We start from the raw sequence: 17,413 nt of genomic DNA, 5'->3' as shown, positions 1-17,413 counted from the left end.
CATGGCCGGTGACCTGGACATTGTCGGCACTGCGGCTGTCGACGTCGTCCCAATCGCTCCCAACTTCCACACCAAGTTGCAGGCGATTGTCCTCCCCGCCGCAACCCGTGTCGGGGAGGAAGCCGGCCGACGTCTAGGCGACGCTATGTCGCACCACATCGTGGTGGCCATACCCGACGCCGTGACCAATGGTGGCAAGGCCGCGCAGGCTGCCGCCACCCGGCAGGGCGACAACACAGGCGGCTCTTTCGCCCGTTCCCTGCGCGCCAAGCTGGAGCGCGCTTTCAAGGCCATGCCGAAGCTTGACGTGCGGCTCGGGGACACGGGTGTGGACGCGGAGCTTGCGCGCATCCGGGCCAAACTGGAGCAGCTCTCGAACAAGCGCGTCGGCATCGACATCGACGCTGCCACGGCGCGCGCGCAGGTGGAGCGGCTGGAGGCGGAACTCCTCCGTCTCGGAGCCGCGCACCCCAACGTCGCCGTCCGGGTCGACACGGCCGCCGCTCGCGCCGCCCTGGTGGAGATAAAGGAAGAGATCGACGCCGCGACTGCGGGTCCGCATCGCATCCGCATCGAGACGGACGGCTCCCTAGGGGCCCGCCTGCGTGCTGCGGTGCGTGAGGCGGAGGCGTCGCTCCCCAACGTCAATATCGACGCCGACACCACGCCTGCGCAGGTGGAGGTCGCACGTCTGCGTGCGCAGCTCACCGCCATGCGGGACGTACGCATCGGCATCGACATGGACGCCGCCACGGCGCTGGCCCGTGTCGAGCAGATCAGCGCGCGTCTTCAGGCACTTCAGACGCGAAACACCGACGTGGACGTCCGCGTCGACAGCGCTGCGGCGCTGGCTCAGCTCGCAGCGGTTCGTGCGGCCGTGGACGCGGTCGACGACCGGCACGTAGACCTGGATACGAGCAGCGCGACGTCGGGCGCACTGGGGCTGGCCGTGGCGCTAGGAGGTGTCATTGCGCTGCCGGCGATACCTCCGATCGTCGCAGGGATCGGGGCGCTCGCTGCCGCCCTGACGGCTGCCTCTGCTGCCGCAGGCGCTTTCGCTCTCGCCGCAATCCCGGCAATCAAGGGCGTGGCGACTGTCATTCAAGCGAAGAGCGCCGCGGAGAAGGAGGCTGCTGCCTCGTCCGCCGGTGCTGCTGCGGCCGACAACAAGGCTGCGTCGTCAGCGCTCCAGATGGCCTCAGCGCAACAGGCACTAACGGCCGCCCGCCGCAACGCTGCCCGCTCCATCGCGCAGGCCAACCGCCGCATCGAGGACGCGGAGCGCGCTCTTGGTCAGGCTGCCGCACGGGCGATGGACGAGCGGCGCCAGGCCGCGGAAGCAGTCGAGCGCGCGGAGCGCTCCCTAGCCGACGCGAAGAAGCAGTCTCGCGACGCTGAGCAGTCTCTGACTCAGGCCCGGCGTGACGCCGCACAGCAGCTCGCCGACCTGAACGACAAGCTGACTCAGAGCAAGCTCGACGAGCGCGACGCCGCCCTCCGCGTGCAGGAAGCCGAGCAGGATCTCAACAAGACGCGCGCCGACTACAACGCCGGCCGTGCCACGGAGCTTCAGCTCCAGCGTGCGCAGCTCGCCTACGATCAGGCGGTTGAGGCTGCGAAGCAGCAGAAGAAGGACTTCGCACAGCTCCAGAAGGACGCGGAGGCCGCGAAGAAGGCCGGCGTCGACGGTAACGAGGACGTCAAGCGCGCAGCCGATCAGCTCGCCGACGCTCAGCAGAACGTCCGCGATCAGGTCGCGGCCGTAGCAGAAGCTCATCGGAGCGCAGCCCGCGCGGAGGTCCAGGCCGCTCAATCGGTCGCGGATGCTCAGCGCGCTGTCTCCGACGCCGTGGAGAACGCTGCCAACACCCAGGTCCAGGCCGCGGAGTCCATTGCGTCCGCGGAGCGGGGCGTTGAGTCGGCCCGCCTGTCGGCAGCAAGGGCGACGGCCACCGGAACGACAAAAGCCGACGAGTACCGACAGGCACTCGCGAAACTGACACCGGAACAGCGAGCGCTGTACGACGCACTCGCGGGACCTACGGGGCTGACGGCCGCCTTCAAGGCATGGTCTAAGGAGCTACAGCCTGACGTCCTCCCTCTCTTCACGAGGGGCGTAAACGGCGCGAAGTCCAGCCTGCCGACTCTGACGCCGCTCGTCCTGGCAGCCGCCGACGCGATCGGCACGCTCATGGACCGCGCGAGCGCTGACCTGAAGCGTCCGTTCTGGCAGGGCTTCAAGGCGGACATCCGGGAGAACGCGGAGCCCGCAATCGTCGGACTCGGCGTGGCTTTCGGAAATGTCTTGAAGGGCATGGCGGGCATTGTCGACGCCTTCCTCCCGCACATGGATGGCATATCCAGCCGGATGCAGACCATAACCGGGCGGTTCGCTAATTGGGGCGCAAACCTCAAAGGCTCGCCTGAGTTTGAAAGCTTCCTGGCGTACGTCAAGGAGACGGCGCCTGGAGTCGCAGAGTTCCTCGGGGACCTGTTCGGGTCGATATTCGACCTGGCGAAGGCGCTGGAGCCTATGAGCCAGGTATCCATGGCGGTCCTCTCACCGCTCCTCGACGGCCTGTCGTGGATCTCGGAAAACGTGCCTGAGGTAGTCCAGATCCTGTGGGGGCTGTATGCCGTAAACAAGGCGATCGAGATCGGTATGAAAGCCTTCGGCATCGCCATGGGGATCTACAATACGGTTGTGGCGCTGGCCACCATCGAGACATGGAGTTGGGCCGCAGCGATCCAGGCGACGGGAATTGTCCCGCTCATTGAGCTGATCGTCGTCGCCGTTGCGGCCCTGGCACTCGGCGTCATCTGGGCATACAAGAACGTCGGCTGGTTCCGCACTGCCGTCGATGCCTCATGGAAGGCGATCCGCGTAGCAACAGACTGGCTGTGGACGCGAGCGCTGAAGCCGTTCTTCGGCTGGTTCAGCGACATTGTCGTCTGGCTCTGGGAGAAGGTCATCAAGCCGTACGTCGGCTTTATGATTGATTACTGGAAGCTCGTCGGCGACGTCATTCTGTGGCTGTGGCGAGTGATCATCAAGCCCACCATTGACGTAGTGGTCGGCTACTTCAAGTTCCTGGCTGACGTGGTCGTCTGGCTCTGGAAGGGCATTTTCAGCCCCATCTTCGGCTTCATCGGCGCTCTTATTGCGTGGTGGTACAAGAACATCGTCCTACGGTATTTCACTTCGGTCATCGAAGGGGCACGCGACGTCGGTGACGGCTTCGTGTGGCTGCACCGAAAGGCGGTCAAGCCGGCGATAGAGGCCGTCGTCGCTGTGGCGAAGTGGGCGTGGGAGAAGGGCATCAAGCCAGCCTTCGACAATATCCGGAGCGCGGCAAAGCTCGTCGGTGACGCTTTCGGCAGCGCCCGGGATGCGGTGAAGAAGCACTGGTACCAGGTGGCGAAGATCGCCGCTAAGCCGGTGAATTTCGTGATCGAGTGGGTCTACAACAAGGGCATCAAGGCTGTCTTCGACAAGGTGGCCGGTTTCGTCGGAATGGACCCGCTCCCCAAGGGCCCGAAGCTGCTCGACACCAACCCCAAGTTCCTCGCTGCCGGCGGTACGGTCGGCGACGGATGGGGCGTCGCACGGCCGATGAAGACGAACAAGCCGACGGCTATCGTCGGCGAGGGTGACCCTCGCTACCCCGAGTACGTCATTCCCACCGACCCCAAGTACCGGGGTCGGGCCAAGTCGCTCTGGCAGGCGGCCGGCGTCCAGCTTCTCGAAGACGGAGGGGTGCTCGGCGCGCTCGGCGGCGCGTGGGACTGGACGAAGGATCAGGTGTCCAGCGTCGCAAAGGGTGCCGTCGACTGGGCAAAGACCGGCGTCGACCTGATGACGAATCCGGGCAAGGTCTGGGACGCCCTGATAAAGCCGATCCTGGCCAAGGTCGCTGGCGGAGTCGGCTCCTCGACGCTCGGAAAGGCCGTCGGGAAGTACCCCGTGAAGATGGCAGCCGGCATCAAGGACAAGATCGTTGATGCTGTGTCCGGTCTCTTCTCCGTCGGTGGAGGCGGAGGCGGAAACGGCCCATGGGCGCGCCCCGTCAACGCACCGTTCGGCACCCTCTTCGGCGTGGCCGGCAAGATGTGGTCGTCAGGCCATCACACGGGCCTCGACTTCCCCGCTCCGACGGGCACGCCGATCTTCTCCGTCGCTCCCGGCAAGGTGGCGCAGGCGACGAGCGGCGGCCCGTACGGCAATCACGTCCTGATCAATCACGGTGGCGGACTGGCGTCCCTGTACGCGCACATGTCCCGCATGGCTGTCTCTGTCGGCCAGATCGTGACGCGCGCGCAGCAGATCGGCGCCGTCGGTGCGACGGGCAACGTCACCGGTCCGCATCTTCACCTGGAGGCGCGCCGCAACGGCGTGGCCATCGACCCCATGCCGTTCCTCTACGACGACGGAGGCTTCCTCCAGCCCGGCATGAACCTCGTCGCCAACGGCACGGGACACCCGGAGCCGGTCCTGACGTCGCAGCAGTGGGCGGACATCCGGGCGTCCAAGACGAGCGGTCCGACGGCGATTCACGCCGACGTCCGTGTCTTCGTCGGAGACCAGGAGATCACGGACATAGTCCGCACCGAGATCAACACCTATGACCAGCATGCCGCTACGGCACTCAACAACGGAAGGTGGCCCTGATGCCCGACACCACACCGACTGACCCGGTAGTGGTCCCGCCCATCGTGGACTATCCGACGGTGCCGGCCGACGAGCCTCCGCCCCCGGAGCCGGAGCCGACCGTCGGCGAGCAGGGTGGCGACGGCGGATGAGCGTATCCACCAACCTCCTCAGCGCCAACGTGGAGTCGGTGGAGACGGACGTCAGCGGGTGGACTGCGGGGGCGAACACGTCGCTCTTCCAGTCCACCCGCTATTACACGGGGACGAAGAGCCTCGGTATGACGGCGACGGCCGCCGGGTCCGTCACGGCCACCACGGCAACACGAGTCGCCGTGACCGTAGGTGAGGAGTACCAGGGGTACGCGTTCTTCGCGGGAATCACCGCAGTTGCCGACCGCACCACATACGTCACGGTCGACTGGTGGGCGGATGCGGTGGGAGGCACTCCGATCGCGTCCTCCACGGGTGCCGCCACCACCATGGCGAACAGCACGTCGTGGAACACCCCGCCACCGCAGGTCACGGCTGTGGCGCCGGAAGGCGCGCAGTACGCCTCCCTGACAGTGACAGTCACCGGCCTACCGGCGGGCGGTCAGGTCGCGGGGGACCTGTTCAAGCTGGGGCTCCCGTCGAACTCGTCACTCAACTTGTACCCGTACACCGCGACGTCGGTGGAGACGGACGCCACGGAATGGACCGGCCTGACGAACACGTCGGTGGGCCGACTGGCGATGGTGTCCCGTGAGGGCTGGTACTCCCTGTCGCTCACGTCCGTAGCTGCCGGGCCGATGGACGTCGTCGGTGTCCCGATAGCTTCGTCACCAGGAACGGAGCTGATGGGGCAGGTCAGCGCGCGAAGCGCTGCCGGGCCGATCCGCGTCGACCTGCGATGGTACGACGTGTCGGATGCGCTGATCGCGACGACGACCGGTATCGACTGGGCGCTGACTGACTCCGACTGGACGACGTGCCAGGTAGTCGGGACGGCTCCGGCCGGCACGGCGTTCGTCCGTCTCGCCCTCTGTCCGACGGCTACCGACGCTGGCCAGCTATGGACCTGCGACCTGATGCGGATTTTCGACTGCGCGACGGTCGGAGCCGCCGGGAATCTGCTGACGTACGAGGTCAGTGAATTCGAGGGTGGACTGAGCGACTGGCAGGTGTCAGGCGCAACGGCCTCACTGAGTAGCGACTACTACTACGGTGGTAGCTACTCCATGAAGGTCGTGGCGACCGGCGGAGACATGACCATCTCCCTGGAGACGACACCGACACAGCCCATCGTCCCCGGCCAGAGCTACCAGATGCGCGTTCCAGTGCGTATGCCGACGGTAACTCCCGCCCTGCGCACACGTCTTGAGTGGTTGGACAGCACCGGGAGCGCGCTGCGGACGAGGTGGCAGAGCTGGACGTCGGAGGGTGCGTCCGGATGGGTGTGGGGTCCCATGGGGGACATCGCTCCGGACGGTGCCGAGTCCATCCGCATCTCACTGGAGTACTCCGACCTGACGGCCGGGGACACGCTGTACGTCGATCGCGCGCAGTTCCTCGTAGGTGGTCTCACCGTATCCGCGGTGCCTGCGGGAGGCGGAGGCGCGCTGATCACCATGAACGGCCTGTCCTCGCGTGACCCGTCGTGGCTGTGGACCCTCGTCCGCCTCGACGCTGCGGGTACGAGCTACCCGGTCCGCGGGTGGTCGGGTGACCTGACGTCGCAGACGATCACTGGTGACGTCGCAGCCGTCACCGACTATGAGACGCCACTCGGCGTACCGATGCAGTGGCGCGTGTCGGTCAAGAACCCGTCCGGGTCTGGGTATCAGGACTACCTCTCCGACCCCCTGACGCTGGACTCCAGCCCTACAGAGGTCTGGCTGAAGGACCCCGGACTCCCGCAGAAGAATGTCCGGCTCGTCGTCCAGCCGCCGGTACCGACGTGGACGCGCTCCGCGCGCCAGGGGGTAGCCGTCGTCCGTGGACGCTCGCTGCCTGTCGTCATCTCAGATGTGCGTGGCGGAAGGGTCGGTGACCTGACCGTCGTCACGGAGACGGACGCCGACCGGCGAGCCCTTGACTGGGTTCTAGACGCCGGCGGACCGCTCCTCCTTCAGTGGCCTCCCGGGTGGGGCGAGGACGACATGTTCGTGTCCATCGGCGATGTCACGGCCGCGCCGGTCGCTGACTTCGCGGAGTTCCACGACCGGACATGGGTCCTGCCCTTGACGCAGGTGGACCGCCCGATCGGCGGTGTCACCGGAGACGCGGACCGCACGTGGCAGACCGTCAAGGACGGCGGCGCTACGTGGGCCGATGTCCTCGACGGAGTGACGTCCTGGCTCACCATACGCATCGGAGCGTGAGGCACCCGTGTACCCAGTCAGCGCACAGTTCCTCCAGGCCCTCGCCACGTCGCACACGATGCTGTCGAGGGTGGACGCCTACTACGGAGGCGTTCTCACGGCCGCCTCCCTGCCGATCGTCTCGGGCACGGTCACCGTCGACCGCGGAAGCAAAACGCGGAGGACCCTGTCCCTGACGGTGGCCGACCCCACATACATCCCGTGGGACGCCACAGACCCGCTCGCCGCCTATGGGCAACAGCTCGTCGTATCCCGCGGGATCCGGTTCTCCAACGGATCGGAGGAGTGGGTCCCGCTCGGAACATTCCGGATCAACGAGCCCGGCGGTGACGTTCATCTCGGCCCCGTGACGGTTACGGGCGCCTCAATGGAATGTGCGGTGATCGACGATGCATTCCAAGTGCCGTCCACAACGCGCGGTCTCGGAGGATGTGTCGACGCGATAACCGCACTCATCCGGGAATCGCTCCCCGACGCGACGGTAGTGAACTCCACGGCGGACTCTCGTAATCCATTGGTCGCCGTTGCCAACTGGGACGCGGGGAACGACCGCTGGGACGCCGTCGTTCAGATCGCAACGGCCATGCAAGCGGAAATATACGTTGACGCGCAGAACCGATTCGTAATCGCCGACCTACCCGACCTTATAAACGGCCCCGTTGCGTGGGATGTAGCGGAGGGAGAAGGCGGAACGCTGGTGTCTGCCGCGCGTTCCATGCCGAGATCGGGCGTTTACAACGCCGTTGTGGCATCAGGCGAAAACACGGCGCTCGGCACTGCGCCGGTAAGTGCAACGGCGAAAGACACTGACCCACTCAGTCCCACTAGATGGGGCGGCCCATTCGGTAAGGTCACGAAGTTCATTTCGTCATCCCTGTGGACGACGACGGGCGCGTGCCAGGCCGCAGCCGAGTACGAGCTATTCGACGCAGTGGCGCCTAGCGTGCGGGAGTCCGTGGACAGTTTGCCGAATCCGGCACTCGAAGGAAATGACATCGTCCGCCTTATCCGGGCGGGGCGGAAAACACGTGCCCTTGTCCAGTCGCTGACCATCCCACTCACACCCACGGAAGACTTCGCCCTGACCCTCCGAGGAAGTAAGGAGGACGCCTCGTGAAGACTCCTCGCCACCTCGTCGACGCAGTTCAGCGCCTCGTGGTGGTCACCGTAGACCAACGCGCAGCCTCGTGGGGGCTGGCCACCGTGACGGCCGTGAATGCGGACGGGACGGTCGACATTTCAACGCCGCGTGGACCTGTTGCGAGCGTCCGACGCCTCAAGTCCTATTCCTCGCCGGCCGTCAACGACGTCGTCAAGATTTCCAGGAACGCCGACGGCAACTGGATTGTGGACGGCGCGCTTGCATAAACCAAATTCCTCGACGCATTGGAGGCGTCCTCGCTATGCCACGTAACGACGGATGGGGCCAGAACATCCCCTACCCGGTGCTTGGTGATGCGCCGGATATCGAGGTCGCCACGCAGGAAATCGTAAACGGCATCGTTCCCCGCACGATCATGCGTTTCGCTGACGCCAACGCCCGCTCCGCAGCGTTGTCCGGTGAGGTGGCTCCCGCTCCGGGAATGATCACCTATCTGATAGCGGAGGACAGGTGGGATCGGCGGGACGGCGACGGTGTTTGGCGGCCGTTGAGCCCCGGACCGTGGAAGCCGTTGTCTCTGCTGGCCGGCTACAGCGCGAATTCCGGAACGCCCGGATATCGAATCGTGAACGGCGACGTTCATCTACGCGGGACCATTTCCAAAACGAATGGCAGTGCGCTCACAACGAACGATGTCACTCAGTTCGCAACGCTGCCAACGGAGGCGCGGCCGGTCGGTGGATCCCGGTTCTTCGTTGGGCCGACGCAGTGGACGACTAACGCCGGCGTGAGCTACATGCACGCACGGCTTGAGGCGTGGGCGGACGGCACGCTGCATTACCTTCTGCCGCTCGGGTCCCGAAGCGCCTGGGTGGGTCTCGACGGTATGCGCTACTCCATCGAGTGACCGCGTCCAGCACACGACTTCACACACGCCCCGCAGCGACGGGGCCTTTTTCATGCCTCAGGGAGGGCGACCATGGGTGAAATCTGGATCAAGGAAGCTGAGCGGATCGGAAGCGGCAACATCGGCGGTGCGATGGACACGCCGTCGGCTCCGCCCCGCGTCGTCTGGCACACCACGGAGAGCGGGGGAGGAGACGCCGCCTTCAGCGCGGTCGGCTCGTACCTGAGCCGGGTGTCGTCGGAGCCGCACATCCTCTACGACCCGACGACTGACCGTCTGGGGCAGTACGGTCCGCTGAGCGAGAGTGCGCGGGCGCTGAAGAACGACGGGTCGACGCGGACGAACCGCACCGGGCGCGTCTGCATTCAGATCGAGGTACTGGCCCACGCCGGCAAGCCGTTCACGGCGTACTGGAAGCCCGGACCCAACTTCCGCGCCCTCATGCGGGCCATACGGTCATGGGGCGTCCCGGATGTCTGGCCCGCCGGCTCCCTCGCCTCGTCCTACAGCGACAACGCGAGCCGCTCCCGCACCACGTGGGCCACGCAGGGCGGGCACTACGGGCACTGCCACGTTCCGGGCAACGACCACTGGGACCCGGGCAACATCGACCGTGCGGCGCTCCTCGCGGCCGGGGGCGAAGGCGGGACCACGCCTCAGGGCGGCACGTCCGGCCCCATCAGTGACTCCGTCGCCCGCTACCAGGTCACCATCAACGGCCTGACCTACGGCTACAACGCGTACGGTGACCACGTCACGTCCGTCGGACGCGCCCTCGTCGCGCGTGGCTTCGGGCGTCACTACGAGGTCGGTCCCGGCCCCCGGTGGTCGGACGCTGACACCCTGAACTACGCCGACTATCAGCGCTCCCTCGGATACTCCGGGTCGGACGCTGACGGCGTCCCGGGTGAGACCTCTCTCCGCGCGCTGCTGGGCACGCTGCCCGGCTCCTCGATGTCGGCCGCGAAGCCGTCGAAGCCCGTCGTCTCCCTGGCCCACCTGCTGACGGCCCGGCGCAAGGACATCCCAGCCCGCACCGGCCACACGACCTACAAGGCCGAAGTCCTCGTCGTTGAGCGCGCGCTCCAGGCGGAGGGACTCCTCGCCGCGAAGTGGGTCGACGGATCATGGGGGACGAAGACGGACGCGGCTTACGCGGCGTGGCAGCGTCGCTGCGGGTACCACGGGTCTGCGGCTGACGGCGTCCCTGGCATCGCGTCCCTGAGGCGGCTCGCCTCGAAGCGAGGGTTCACGGCGACCCCATGAGCCCTGAGATCACCGTCGCCATGATCACGGCAGCGTCAGTCATCGTCGCTGCCGTGGTCGCGGCTGTCCCCGCATTCCTGTCGCTCCAGCGTCGCACTGCCGGTGCTGTGGCGACGGAGGGAGTGGCGACCCGCGACGCAGTGGCCACGGCCATGGCGTCGCTCGGGTCCCGGCTCGACGCACGCATTGACGACGTGCGCGACGACATTGACGGCGTCCGAGAGGACGTCGCCCGGGTGCGTGAGTGGCAGGCGGGCCACGACGCGGAGCATCTGCTGATCGGCCGCCAGGAACCGAGAGGAGACGCATAGTGCCTGCGGTACCCGACGGCATCTCGACTGTCGTCCTGAGCGGCCGATTCGTCCGGCCGGACGGAACCCCGCTCGCAGGGACGATCACCTTCGAGCCGCCCGCAGCGCTCACCTACTCCAGCGCGGACGTCATTAGCGTCGGCTCGGCGGTGGCTGAGCTGGACGCGGACGGTGCCTTCGCAATCGTGCTGATGGCCACCGACGATCCGGGAGTAGATCCCACGGGGTGGACGTACACCGTCGTAGAGCGGCTGGCCCGCGCCACGGGGCGGACGTACCACCTTGCGCTCCCGGCGGCGACTCCGGCCGTCGACCTCGCGGACATCGCCCCGACGGACCCGGCCGGCGGAGAGTACGTCGTCGTCACCGGCCCTGCCGGGGCGGACGGATCCCAGATCATCTCGGGGACCGGTGCGCCAGACTCCGCCACGGGCGCGGACGGGGACTACTACATCGACACCACGCCCGGCGCTGTGACGTGGTACGGCCCGAAGGCGGGCGGCGCCTGGCCGGCGGGGACAGTGCTGACGGGATCCGGCAGCGCCCCTGTGACGTCAGTGAACAGCCAGACAGGGGACGTCGTCCTCGCTGCTGCCGACGTCGGAGCTGCGGCAACGGACGACACGAGGCTGAGCGACGCCAGGACTCCGACCGGCGCCGCAGGCGGCGACCTGGGAGGCACCTACCCGAACCCGCAGGTGACAGCAACAAACCTCTCCGCCCCTCTCCCCGTCGCACAGGGCGGCACCGGAGCGTCATCTGCCTCCGCGGCGCTGACAGCGCTGGGAGGTGTGGCCTCAACGGAGAAGGGCGTTGCGTCCGGCGTAGCCACACTGGGCACTGACGGCCGCCTTACCATCGGACAGTCCCCGACGCGGTCCGTCGTGAAGCCGAGTGACACCCCCCGAGACACGACCACGACACCCGCGGCGGATCCGGCCCTGACGCTCACGGTCGTGGCCAACGCGACCTACGACGTCGAGCTACTCGGCGTCTGGACAAGCGGCGGAGGCGGGCTGAAGGCGACGTGGTCCGTTCCGTCCGGGGCCACCATGGTGTGGACGGACAACGACGGCGTTGGCGTGGCATCGGCGAGCGGCTCCGTGACGTTCAACGCCACAACGGGAACGATGTTCAAGGGAACGCTCGTTGTCGGCGCCAACGCGGGATCGATCACATTCCTGTGGTCACAGAACTCCTCCAACGCGTCCCCGACCACGCTGAAGGCGGGCAGCTCCCTCAAGCTGACCCGGCTGTCCTGACAAAAGATCTTCCACCCTCGCGTCACATTCTCCGATCTGCGCCCCATTACCTCTGTGAGACCACACGGAGGAGGAGCGGATGAACGTTGGCATCATCGGCCGCGCACGGTCCGGCAAGGACACCGCGGGGCGGTACTTCGTCGACGGCCACGGTTACCGCAGGGTGGCCCTGGCCGACCCGCTGAAGGAGGCGGCGCTCCGGCTGGACCCGATCGTTGACCTGGCGGAGCACGGAGACTACAGCGTCGACCTGTCCACTGTCGTGGCGGACCTCGGCTGGGAGGGGGCCAAGGATGCACACCCCGAAGTACGCCGCATCCTCCAGGAGTTCGGCGCCGCGATCCGAGCCCTCGACGAGGACTTCTGGCTGCGCGCGGCTCTGAAGAAGACGCAGGAGATCAACGACTATGGCGTCCCCGTCGTGATCACCGACGTCCGGTACCACAACGAAGCCGCCTCCCTCGTCCGCGCCGGCTTCCACCTGATCCACATCGACCGCCCCGGCGTTCCGCAGCTCGACCACGAGTCGGAGCGATCCCTCGGCCCGGAGGACGCCCGCTACCTCGTCCGCAACGACGAGGACCTCCCGGAGCTGTATGCCCAGCTCGGGCGAGTCTGGGACGAGATCTACGCCCTGGAGTCCGCCCGGTCGCTCCACGTCCACTAACGAAAGGCACTCATGCGCGCGCTCTTCGACTACGTCCACCGCCTCACCCTCCGCGCCTACGTGGCGCTCCAGATCTTCGCCGCACAGGAGCCCGTCCGGCTGCGTGCCGGCCTCGTCGCCGCACTGACGGCCGCAGCGCTCTACGTCCCGGCCCTGAGTGGCCCCGGCATCGTGGAGAAGGCGGCGACGGTCGGCGTCGTCCTGCTGCCGATCCTCGTCGGCGAGTCGGCGAGGAAGCGAGTCACACCGACGGAGTGATGCATCGCACACCATAGGTCTACACCTCAAGCCCCCGTGTCCCACCTGGGATGCGGGGGCTTTTTTGCGTTTGGGGGACCATGAGTCGACTCACGCAGCCCTGCCTGAAACTGACTGGGGCGGCCGACATACCCCCTACACTGCGCGCATGCCGACCTCACCCGGCCCGCTACTCGCCACCCTGACCGCCCTATGGGAGCGGCTACGGAGCGACGTACCGGAGCTACCACCCGTACGACTGATCATCTCTCCGACCTCGCGAAGAAAGGACCATGGCCCGGAGCGATGGGCCGTGGACAACGACGGCACCGTCACGGGCTTCGTCATCAATGTGGACATCCTCCAGGCGGGGCCAGACGCCACGCTGACCATGATCCTGCACGACGCCGCGCACCTGTTGGCGTGGCGTCGTGAGATCGCGGACACCACCATGCGCGGGGCTTATCACAACCGGGAATTCCTGACCGTCGCTGACGAGGTCGGGCTTCGATGGCCCCCTCACGCACCCCGGGGTGCAGGCGTCGGGTATGCCGACGTGGAGCTGACGGAGGAGGCCCGGACGAGATATGCGGACGGCCTCGCCGCACTGACAGAGGCCATCCCCCTCACCCTTCCGCATCTGGAGCTGCCCAAGACGACGACAGGGCGCGTCGACCGGTTGACGCTGAAGTGCCAGTGCGACCCGCCGCGGAGCTTCCGCATGTCACAGACTGTTGCCGCACAGGGGCCCGTCATCTGCGGTGTTTGCGGTAAGGAATTCACGTCGTGATGATCGCGTCCTCCTACTGTGCGGTAGGGTCTACTCAATGTCAGTGGTTCACGGTACTGTGCTCCGGGCAGCCGTGCGTCGTGGAGAGGCCGTGATGAGTCCGAAGGACGTAGCACGTCGGGAGACGTCGACTGCGCTCACGTGGGGGTCGGCGAAGGATCTGCCGCAACTTGAGCTGGACGACCTGAAGGACGAGACAGAGGAATCCCTCGTCGCGCGTGGCGCGACCTACGTGCGGGAGATCGTCCGCATTGAGAACGCAACGACGATCCTCTACAAGAACGTGGCCGTCACCCTGCTCGCCCTGCGCCGGCAGATGGGTGACTGGCGCGGCGAGGGATACGAGTACCGCCAGAAGGTCAACGAGATGTACCGGCAGGCGGGCATCGACGACGACCCTGACAGTAAGCGAATCAAAGGCAACGTCCGATGGCACGTCGGGAACGCGCTGCGACGCTACCTCACGCCACGTGAGCTGAAGCGTGCCGGCCTCCTCCCGGAATCTCCCCTGGAGCGGGGCCAGGACAACCGCGCCACGCAGTCAGCGATCGTCCGGGCTACTCGGGCAATCGCAGCAGCGGAGCAGCCCAAGCCGGCGAAGTCGTCGGAGAAGGCGCCGCGCGGCGAGGTGAAGGCCGACGCAGTTCCGTCAACTCTGACGGGGGCGGAGGTCAAGGCGACGGCCGATCAACTACGCCTCGCACAGGTTGCGAGCGGCATCCTGGCGCAAATGTCAGAGGGCGCCATCGCTGACGACATGACGCGCGGGCAGCGCACGACGCTGGACAAGCAGCTAGCAGCAATGGAGGAGCGCATCCGCGCCCTCCGGGAGCTGACGCAGGCCAAATCGCGCTCCTGACCGTCGGCCGGCGTCCTCCTCCCTCTCCGGACAGACTGAGTGCCAAAGTGTCGAACTAACCCCTACTTTCTACTTCTCTTAACGCGCGTTAGAGAGAAAGAAAAAGACGGGTTAGTTCGACACTTTGGCATGCGGTCTGGCCACGGCGGAGGAGGCGGAAGTTCTTCGACGGCCAGCGTCACATCTGGCCATCTGCGCCCCATAACCCTGGTGTAGGCAACGACACTGGGAGGCCGGATGGCCGGAGTATCGACGATCAAGCGCGGCGGGAGCCGCTTCTACATCGATCCTGACGACGGGGGCGTCAAGGTTCCGGGCGTGACGAGCGTCGGCAACATGCTGCCGAAGGACTACCTCACGTTCTGGGCTGCGAAGGAGTCCGCGGAGGCGGCTGTCACCAACTGGGATGTCGTCTCGGAGCTGTGCAAGCGCGACCCGGCCGGCGCAGTCGACTACCTCAAGAACGCGCACAGGCGGAAGAGCAAGGCGGCGACGGACCTGGGCAGCGCGGCGCACGACTACTTCGAGCGCCTGGCCCGAGGGGAGGTCGTCCACGACCGGCACGTCCACATGGACGTCAAGCCGCACGTGCGCTGGTTCCGCGAGTTCCTCGCGGAGATCCAGCCTCGCTTCCTCCACCTCGAAGAGACGGTCTGGAGCGACGAGCACCGCTACGCGGGATCCTTCGACGCCATCGCGGAGGTGGACGGGGAGACGGTCATTCTCGACTGGAAGACGTCCGCCCGGGTCTACGACTCCGTGGCGCTCCAGCTCTCCGCTTACCGCTACGCCGACCGCATCATCCTGGCAGGGTCCGGGGATAGCATCCCCGTCCCGGAGATGGCTGGCGGAGCCGTCCTCCACGTCCGCCCGGAGGGCTGGAGCCTCGTCCCGGTCAAGTGTGACCGGGAGATCTTCGACCACTTCCTGTCCCTGCGGCACACGTTCGACTGGGAGACGGTGACGAAGAAGCGGGTCGTCGGCAAGCCCATCGCGAGCGGTGGAGAATTTGTCACCGGCACTCAGCGGAGGGCGGCGTGATCGTCGGCGAGATGATGTCTGCGTTCGAGCGAGCAAAGCGACGCTACGCGTCCGGCCCCGGCTCCTACAGCCCCTTGGAGGCGGAGGCGCTGGGAGTTGTGGCGGGGCTGGAGAAGGTGGCCCTCGAAGCCGTCTACGCAGAGAACGAGTCCGGTGGCCACGCCCGCAAGGTCGTCGCTGACGTCGCCCACGTGCTGGGTGTCGACATCGACGAGGGCGACGGGCACCGCTGGGACCCGGACCACATGGCGCGAGTTGTCGCCGTGGCCGACAAAATCCGCGACGAGCGCGACGAGGCCAGGGAACAGGCGGAGTTGTGGCGCAAACTTGCTGAGCGCCAGGACGACACCGCCCCTATCCGCCGCGAACTGCGCATCGCCGAGCGCGAGCGCGAGGAGCTGAAGCGCCGCCTGGAGTACGCGCAGTACCAAGTACGCGCGCTCTCAGAGAGCGACACGGACAACGCCGACGAGCTGAAGGCCGTCATCATCAGCCAGGCGCGGGAGATCACGCGACTGAAGGGGGAGAGCGAGTGAGCATCGTCGACCTGTGGGACCGCGTGAACTACGGCGGACACATCGACCATGGCGATGAGGCGCAGATTCCGCCGGCTGTAGCACATCTCCTGGAGGGCCTCGTCGGCGATGTCCAGGCACTCATGGAGGCTGCGAAGCAGCAGCAGACCACCGAGACCGCCCCCATGTCCCGCGCCGACGCCCTGAAGCTCGCCCGTGAGCACGTGGAGGCCATGAGCACCAACGCCCGTGGCTACCAGGACGGTGTGAAGCTGTCCGACAAGGTGAGCGCGATGAACGCGTTCGCGCGGTTCCTGATGGGAGAGAACGAGTGACGCGGGAGAGCAACCCGGCCACGATGCTGGGCGCGTGCCTGGCCGTCCTACTGATCCTTCCGTTTCAGGCGTGGCTCCTCATGCTCGTACTGGGCGCCGTGCACTCCGTGGCGGCCGTCGTGCCGGCGGTCGGCTTCGGGACGGCAGTCCTGTTCGTCATCGGCCTGAACATGCTGACCGGGTACGCCCGGAGGATCCTCGGCCGCAAGTAACGCCAGTCACACACGCGGGGCGTCCACGCCGGGCGCCCCGCTTCGCATGCATGGAGGAGAGAGAATGCACGAGTTTCGCGAGTGGCCCAAGACGAAGCGGCTCTTCCGGGACATCGTCGTGACGGAGAAGATCGACGGGACGAACAGCGCGATCCATCTGACGACTGTCGCTGACTGGGAGGCGGAGCTGATCCGGTCCATCCCTGGTGACGGCAGCCTCCACGTGGTGGAGGTCGACGGCGTGAAGTGGGCCGTCTCCGCGCAGTCCCGGCGCCGCATCATCACCCCCGGCAAGACGACGGACAACTACGGTTTCGCCGGCTGGGTGTACGACAACGCGGAGGCGCTCGTCCGGCTCCTCGGCGAGGGCCTCCACTTCGGCGAATGGTGGGGGAGGGGGATTCAGCGGGGGTACGGGCTGAACGAGCGGCGGTTCAGCCTCTTCAACACGGAGCGGCACGGATGCGTGGACGCCTCTGTCGGGAGCGTCCACGTCCGGCCGGTGCCGAAGACGTACGAGGGTGTCTTCAGCGAGGAGGCCATCACGAACGAGCTGACGAACCTCCGTCACCACGGCTCCGTTGCCGCCCCCGGCTTCCCCAACCCTGAAGGCATCTGCGTCTACCACTCCCAGTCCCGCAACGTCTACAAGGTCACGCTCGACAACAACGACGCCGGCAAGTGGGAGGCAGCAGCGTAAGCGGATCCGCCGGGGGAGCGGGGGTCGTCGTCCTCGTCGTGCTCCTGCTGCTACTCGCGTCGAGCAGGGACAGCGGGGGCGGGGAGTGATCGAAGAAGGCCCGACCGAAGTCTCCGGCGTCCGCGGGGAGACCGAATGCCCGCGCTCCCACGACGACATGGAGGAGTACCCGTGCCACGTCTGTGGCGCTGACGTCTAG

Annotated in this window: 18 protein-coding genes; all 18 read left to right on the top strand. The window is 66.7% G+C overall.

Translation table 11 applies throughout. The features are described from left to right. Position 1 precedes the first annotated feature (1 nt). Positions 2 to 4,669 (top strand): peptidoglycan DD-metalloendopeptidase family protein, encoded by a 4,668-nt coding sequence (locus ACSLTV_RS30650; RefSeq protein ID WP_435613290.1) that lies wholly within the window; start codon positions 2 to 4, stop codon positions 4,667 to 4,669. After that, positions 4,669 to 4,800, top strand: a complete 132-nt coding sequence (locus tag ACSLTV_RS30645) for a hypothetical protein (protein WP_432157764.1) — start codon at positions 4,669 to 4,671, stop codon at positions 4,798 to 4,800. The genes ACSLTV_RS30650 and ACSLTV_RS30645 overlap by 1 nt, the downstream gene beginning before the upstream one ends. Next, positions 4,797 to 7,010 (top strand): hypothetical protein, encoded by a 2,214-nt coding sequence (locus tag ACSLTV_RS30640; RefSeq protein WP_435613289.1) that lies wholly within the window; start codon positions 4,797 to 4,799, stop codon positions 7,008 to 7,010. Before ACSLTV_RS30645 ends, ACSLTV_RS30640 begins: the two co-directional genes overlap by 4 nt. Positions 7,011 to 7,080: 70 nt before the next feature. Further along, positions 7,081 to 8,127 (top strand): DUF5047 domain-containing protein, encoded by a 1,047-nt coding sequence (locus tag ACSLTV_RS30635; protein WP_432157766.1) that lies wholly within the window; start codon positions 7,081 to 7,083, stop codon positions 8,125 to 8,127. Further along, entirely contained in the window at positions 8,124 to 8,378 is a 255-nt protein-coding gene (locus tag ACSLTV_RS30630) for a hypothetical protein (protein WP_435613288.1), read from the top strand. Before ACSLTV_RS30635 ends, ACSLTV_RS30630 begins: the two co-directional genes overlap by 4 nt. Positions 8,379 to 8,413: 35 nt before the next feature. Continuing rightward, positions 8,414 to 9,019, top strand: coding sequence for a hypothetical protein (locus ACSLTV_RS30625; protein WP_432157768.1), 606 nt, complete (start codon positions 8,414 to 8,416; stop codon positions 9,017 to 9,019). Positions 9,020 to 9,091: 72 nt separating this feature from the next. Beyond that, on the top strand, positions 9,092 to 10,285 hold the full coding sequence (locus ACSLTV_RS30620) for a peptidoglycan-binding protein (protein WP_435613287.1): 1,194 nt from the start codon (positions 9,092 to 9,094) through the stop codon (positions 10,283 to 10,285). Then, positions 10,282 to 10,596 (top strand): hypothetical protein, encoded by a 315-nt coding sequence (locus ACSLTV_RS30615; protein WP_432157770.1) that lies wholly within the window; start codon positions 10,282 to 10,284, stop codon positions 10,594 to 10,596. Before ACSLTV_RS30620 ends, ACSLTV_RS30615 begins: the two co-directional genes overlap by 4 nt. After that, complete coding sequence (locus tag ACSLTV_RS30610; protein ID WP_435613286.1) at positions 10,596 to 11,858, top strand: hypothetical protein; 1,263 nt, start codon at positions 10,596 to 10,598, stop codon at positions 11,856 to 11,858. Before ACSLTV_RS30615 ends, ACSLTV_RS30610 begins: the two co-directional genes overlap by 1 nt. A gap of 79 nt (positions 11,859 to 11,937) precedes the next feature. Continuing rightward, on the top strand, positions 11,938 to 12,525 hold the full coding sequence (locus ACSLTV_RS30605; protein ID WP_435613285.1) for a hypothetical protein: 588 nt from the start codon (positions 11,938 to 11,940) through the stop codon (positions 12,523 to 12,525). 12 nt (positions 12,526 to 12,537) lie between these two features. Further along, entirely contained in the window at positions 12,538 to 12,783 is a 246-nt protein-coding gene (locus ACSLTV_RS30600) for a hypothetical protein (protein WP_435613284.1), read from the top strand. Between the two features lie 292 nt (positions 12,784 to 13,075). Beyond that, entirely contained in the window at positions 13,076 to 13,552 is a 477-nt protein-coding gene (locus ACSLTV_RS30595) for a hypothetical protein (RefSeq protein WP_432157774.1), read from the top strand. Positions 13,553 to 13,646: 94 nt separating this feature from the next. Continuing rightward, positions 13,647 to 14,411, top strand: a complete 765-nt coding sequence (locus ACSLTV_RS30590; protein ID WP_435613283.1) for a hypothetical protein — start codon at positions 13,647 to 13,649, stop codon at positions 14,409 to 14,411. 237 nt (positions 14,412 to 14,648) lie between these two features. Further along, positions 14,649 to 15,452, top strand: coding sequence for a hypothetical protein (locus tag ACSLTV_RS30585; RefSeq protein WP_435613282.1), 804 nt, complete (start codon positions 14,649 to 14,651; stop codon positions 15,450 to 15,452). Between the two features lie 11 nt (positions 15,453 to 15,463). Continuing rightward, on the top strand, positions 15,464 to 15,988 hold the full coding sequence (locus ACSLTV_RS30580; RefSeq protein WP_432157777.1) for a hypothetical protein: 525 nt from the start codon (positions 15,464 to 15,466) through the stop codon (positions 15,986 to 15,988). Then, on the top strand, positions 15,985 to 16,302 hold the full coding sequence (locus tag ACSLTV_RS30575) for a hypothetical protein (RefSeq protein WP_432157778.1): 318 nt from the start codon (positions 15,985 to 15,987) through the stop codon (positions 16,300 to 16,302). Before ACSLTV_RS30580 ends, ACSLTV_RS30575 begins: the two co-directional genes overlap by 4 nt. After that, positions 16,299 to 16,514 carry a hypothetical protein gene (locus tag ACSLTV_RS30570; protein ID WP_432157779.1) on the top strand — a complete coding sequence of 72 codons (216 nt, stop codon included), beginning with the start codon at positions 16,299 to 16,301 and terminating at the stop codon, positions 16,512 to 16,514. Before ACSLTV_RS30575 ends, ACSLTV_RS30570 begins: the two co-directional genes overlap by 4 nt. Before the next feature lie 64 nt (positions 16,515 to 16,578). Continuing rightward, on the top strand, positions 16,579 to 17,214 hold the full coding sequence (locus ACSLTV_RS30565) for an RNA ligase family protein (protein WP_435613281.1): 636 nt from the start codon (positions 16,579 to 16,581) through the stop codon (positions 17,212 to 17,214). The last annotated feature ends 199 nt before the right edge of the window (positions 17,215 to 17,413 follow it).

This window comes from Streptomyces sp. bgisy159 (genome assembly GCF_965341775.1).
Classification (GTDB): Bacteria; Actinomycetota; Actinomycetes; order Streptomycetales; family Streptomycetaceae; genus Streptomyces.
The sequence above is the reverse complement of the archived record's forward strand: the minus strand, read 5'-3'. Positions and strand labels throughout refer to the sequence as shown.

Coding starts and splice junctions, on each gene's coding strand:
- ACSLTV_RS30625 (WP_432157768.1), top strand. CDS start 8,414: ATGCCACGTAACGACGGATGGGGCCAGAACATCCCCTACCCGGTGCTT.
- ACSLTV_RS30580 (WP_432157777.1), top strand. CDS start 15,464: ATGATGTCTGCGTTCGAGCGAGCAAAGCGACGCTACGCGTCCGGCCCC.
- ACSLTV_RS30640 (WP_435613289.1), top strand. CDS start 4,797: ATGAGCGTATCCACCAACCTCCTCAGCGCCAACGTGGAGTCGGTGGAG.
- ACSLTV_RS30585 (WP_435613282.1), top strand. CDS start 14,649: ATGGCCGGAGTATCGACGATCAAGCGCGGCGGGAGCCGCTTCTACATC.
- ACSLTV_RS30650 (WP_435613290.1), top strand. CDS start 2: ATGGCCGGTGACCTGGACATTGTCGGCACTGCGGCTGTCGACGTCGTC.
- ACSLTV_RS30565 (WP_435613281.1), top strand. CDS start 16,579: ATGCACGAGTTTCGCGAGTGGCCCAAGACGAAGCGGCTCTTCCGGGAC.
- ACSLTV_RS30600 (WP_435613284.1), top strand. CDS start 12,538: ATGCGCGCGCTCTTCGACTACGTCCACCGCCTCACCCTCCGCGCCTAC.
- ACSLTV_RS30605 (WP_435613285.1), top strand. CDS start 11,938: ATGAACGTTGGCATCATCGGCCGCGCACGGTCCGGCAAGGACACCGCG.
- ACSLTV_RS30620 (WP_435613287.1), top strand. CDS start 9,092: ATGGGTGAAATCTGGATCAAGGAAGCTGAGCGGATCGGAAGCGGCAAC.
- ACSLTV_RS30615 (WP_432157770.1), top strand. CDS start 10,282: ATGAGCCCTGAGATCACCGTCGCCATGATCACGGCAGCGTCAGTCATC.
- ACSLTV_RS30645 (WP_432157764.1), top strand. CDS start 4,669: ATGCCCGACACCACACCGACTGACCCGGTAGTGGTCCCGCCCATCGTG.
- ACSLTV_RS30590 (WP_435613283.1), top strand. CDS start 13,647: ATGAGTCCGAAGGACGTAGCACGTCGGGAGACGTCGACTGCGCTCACG.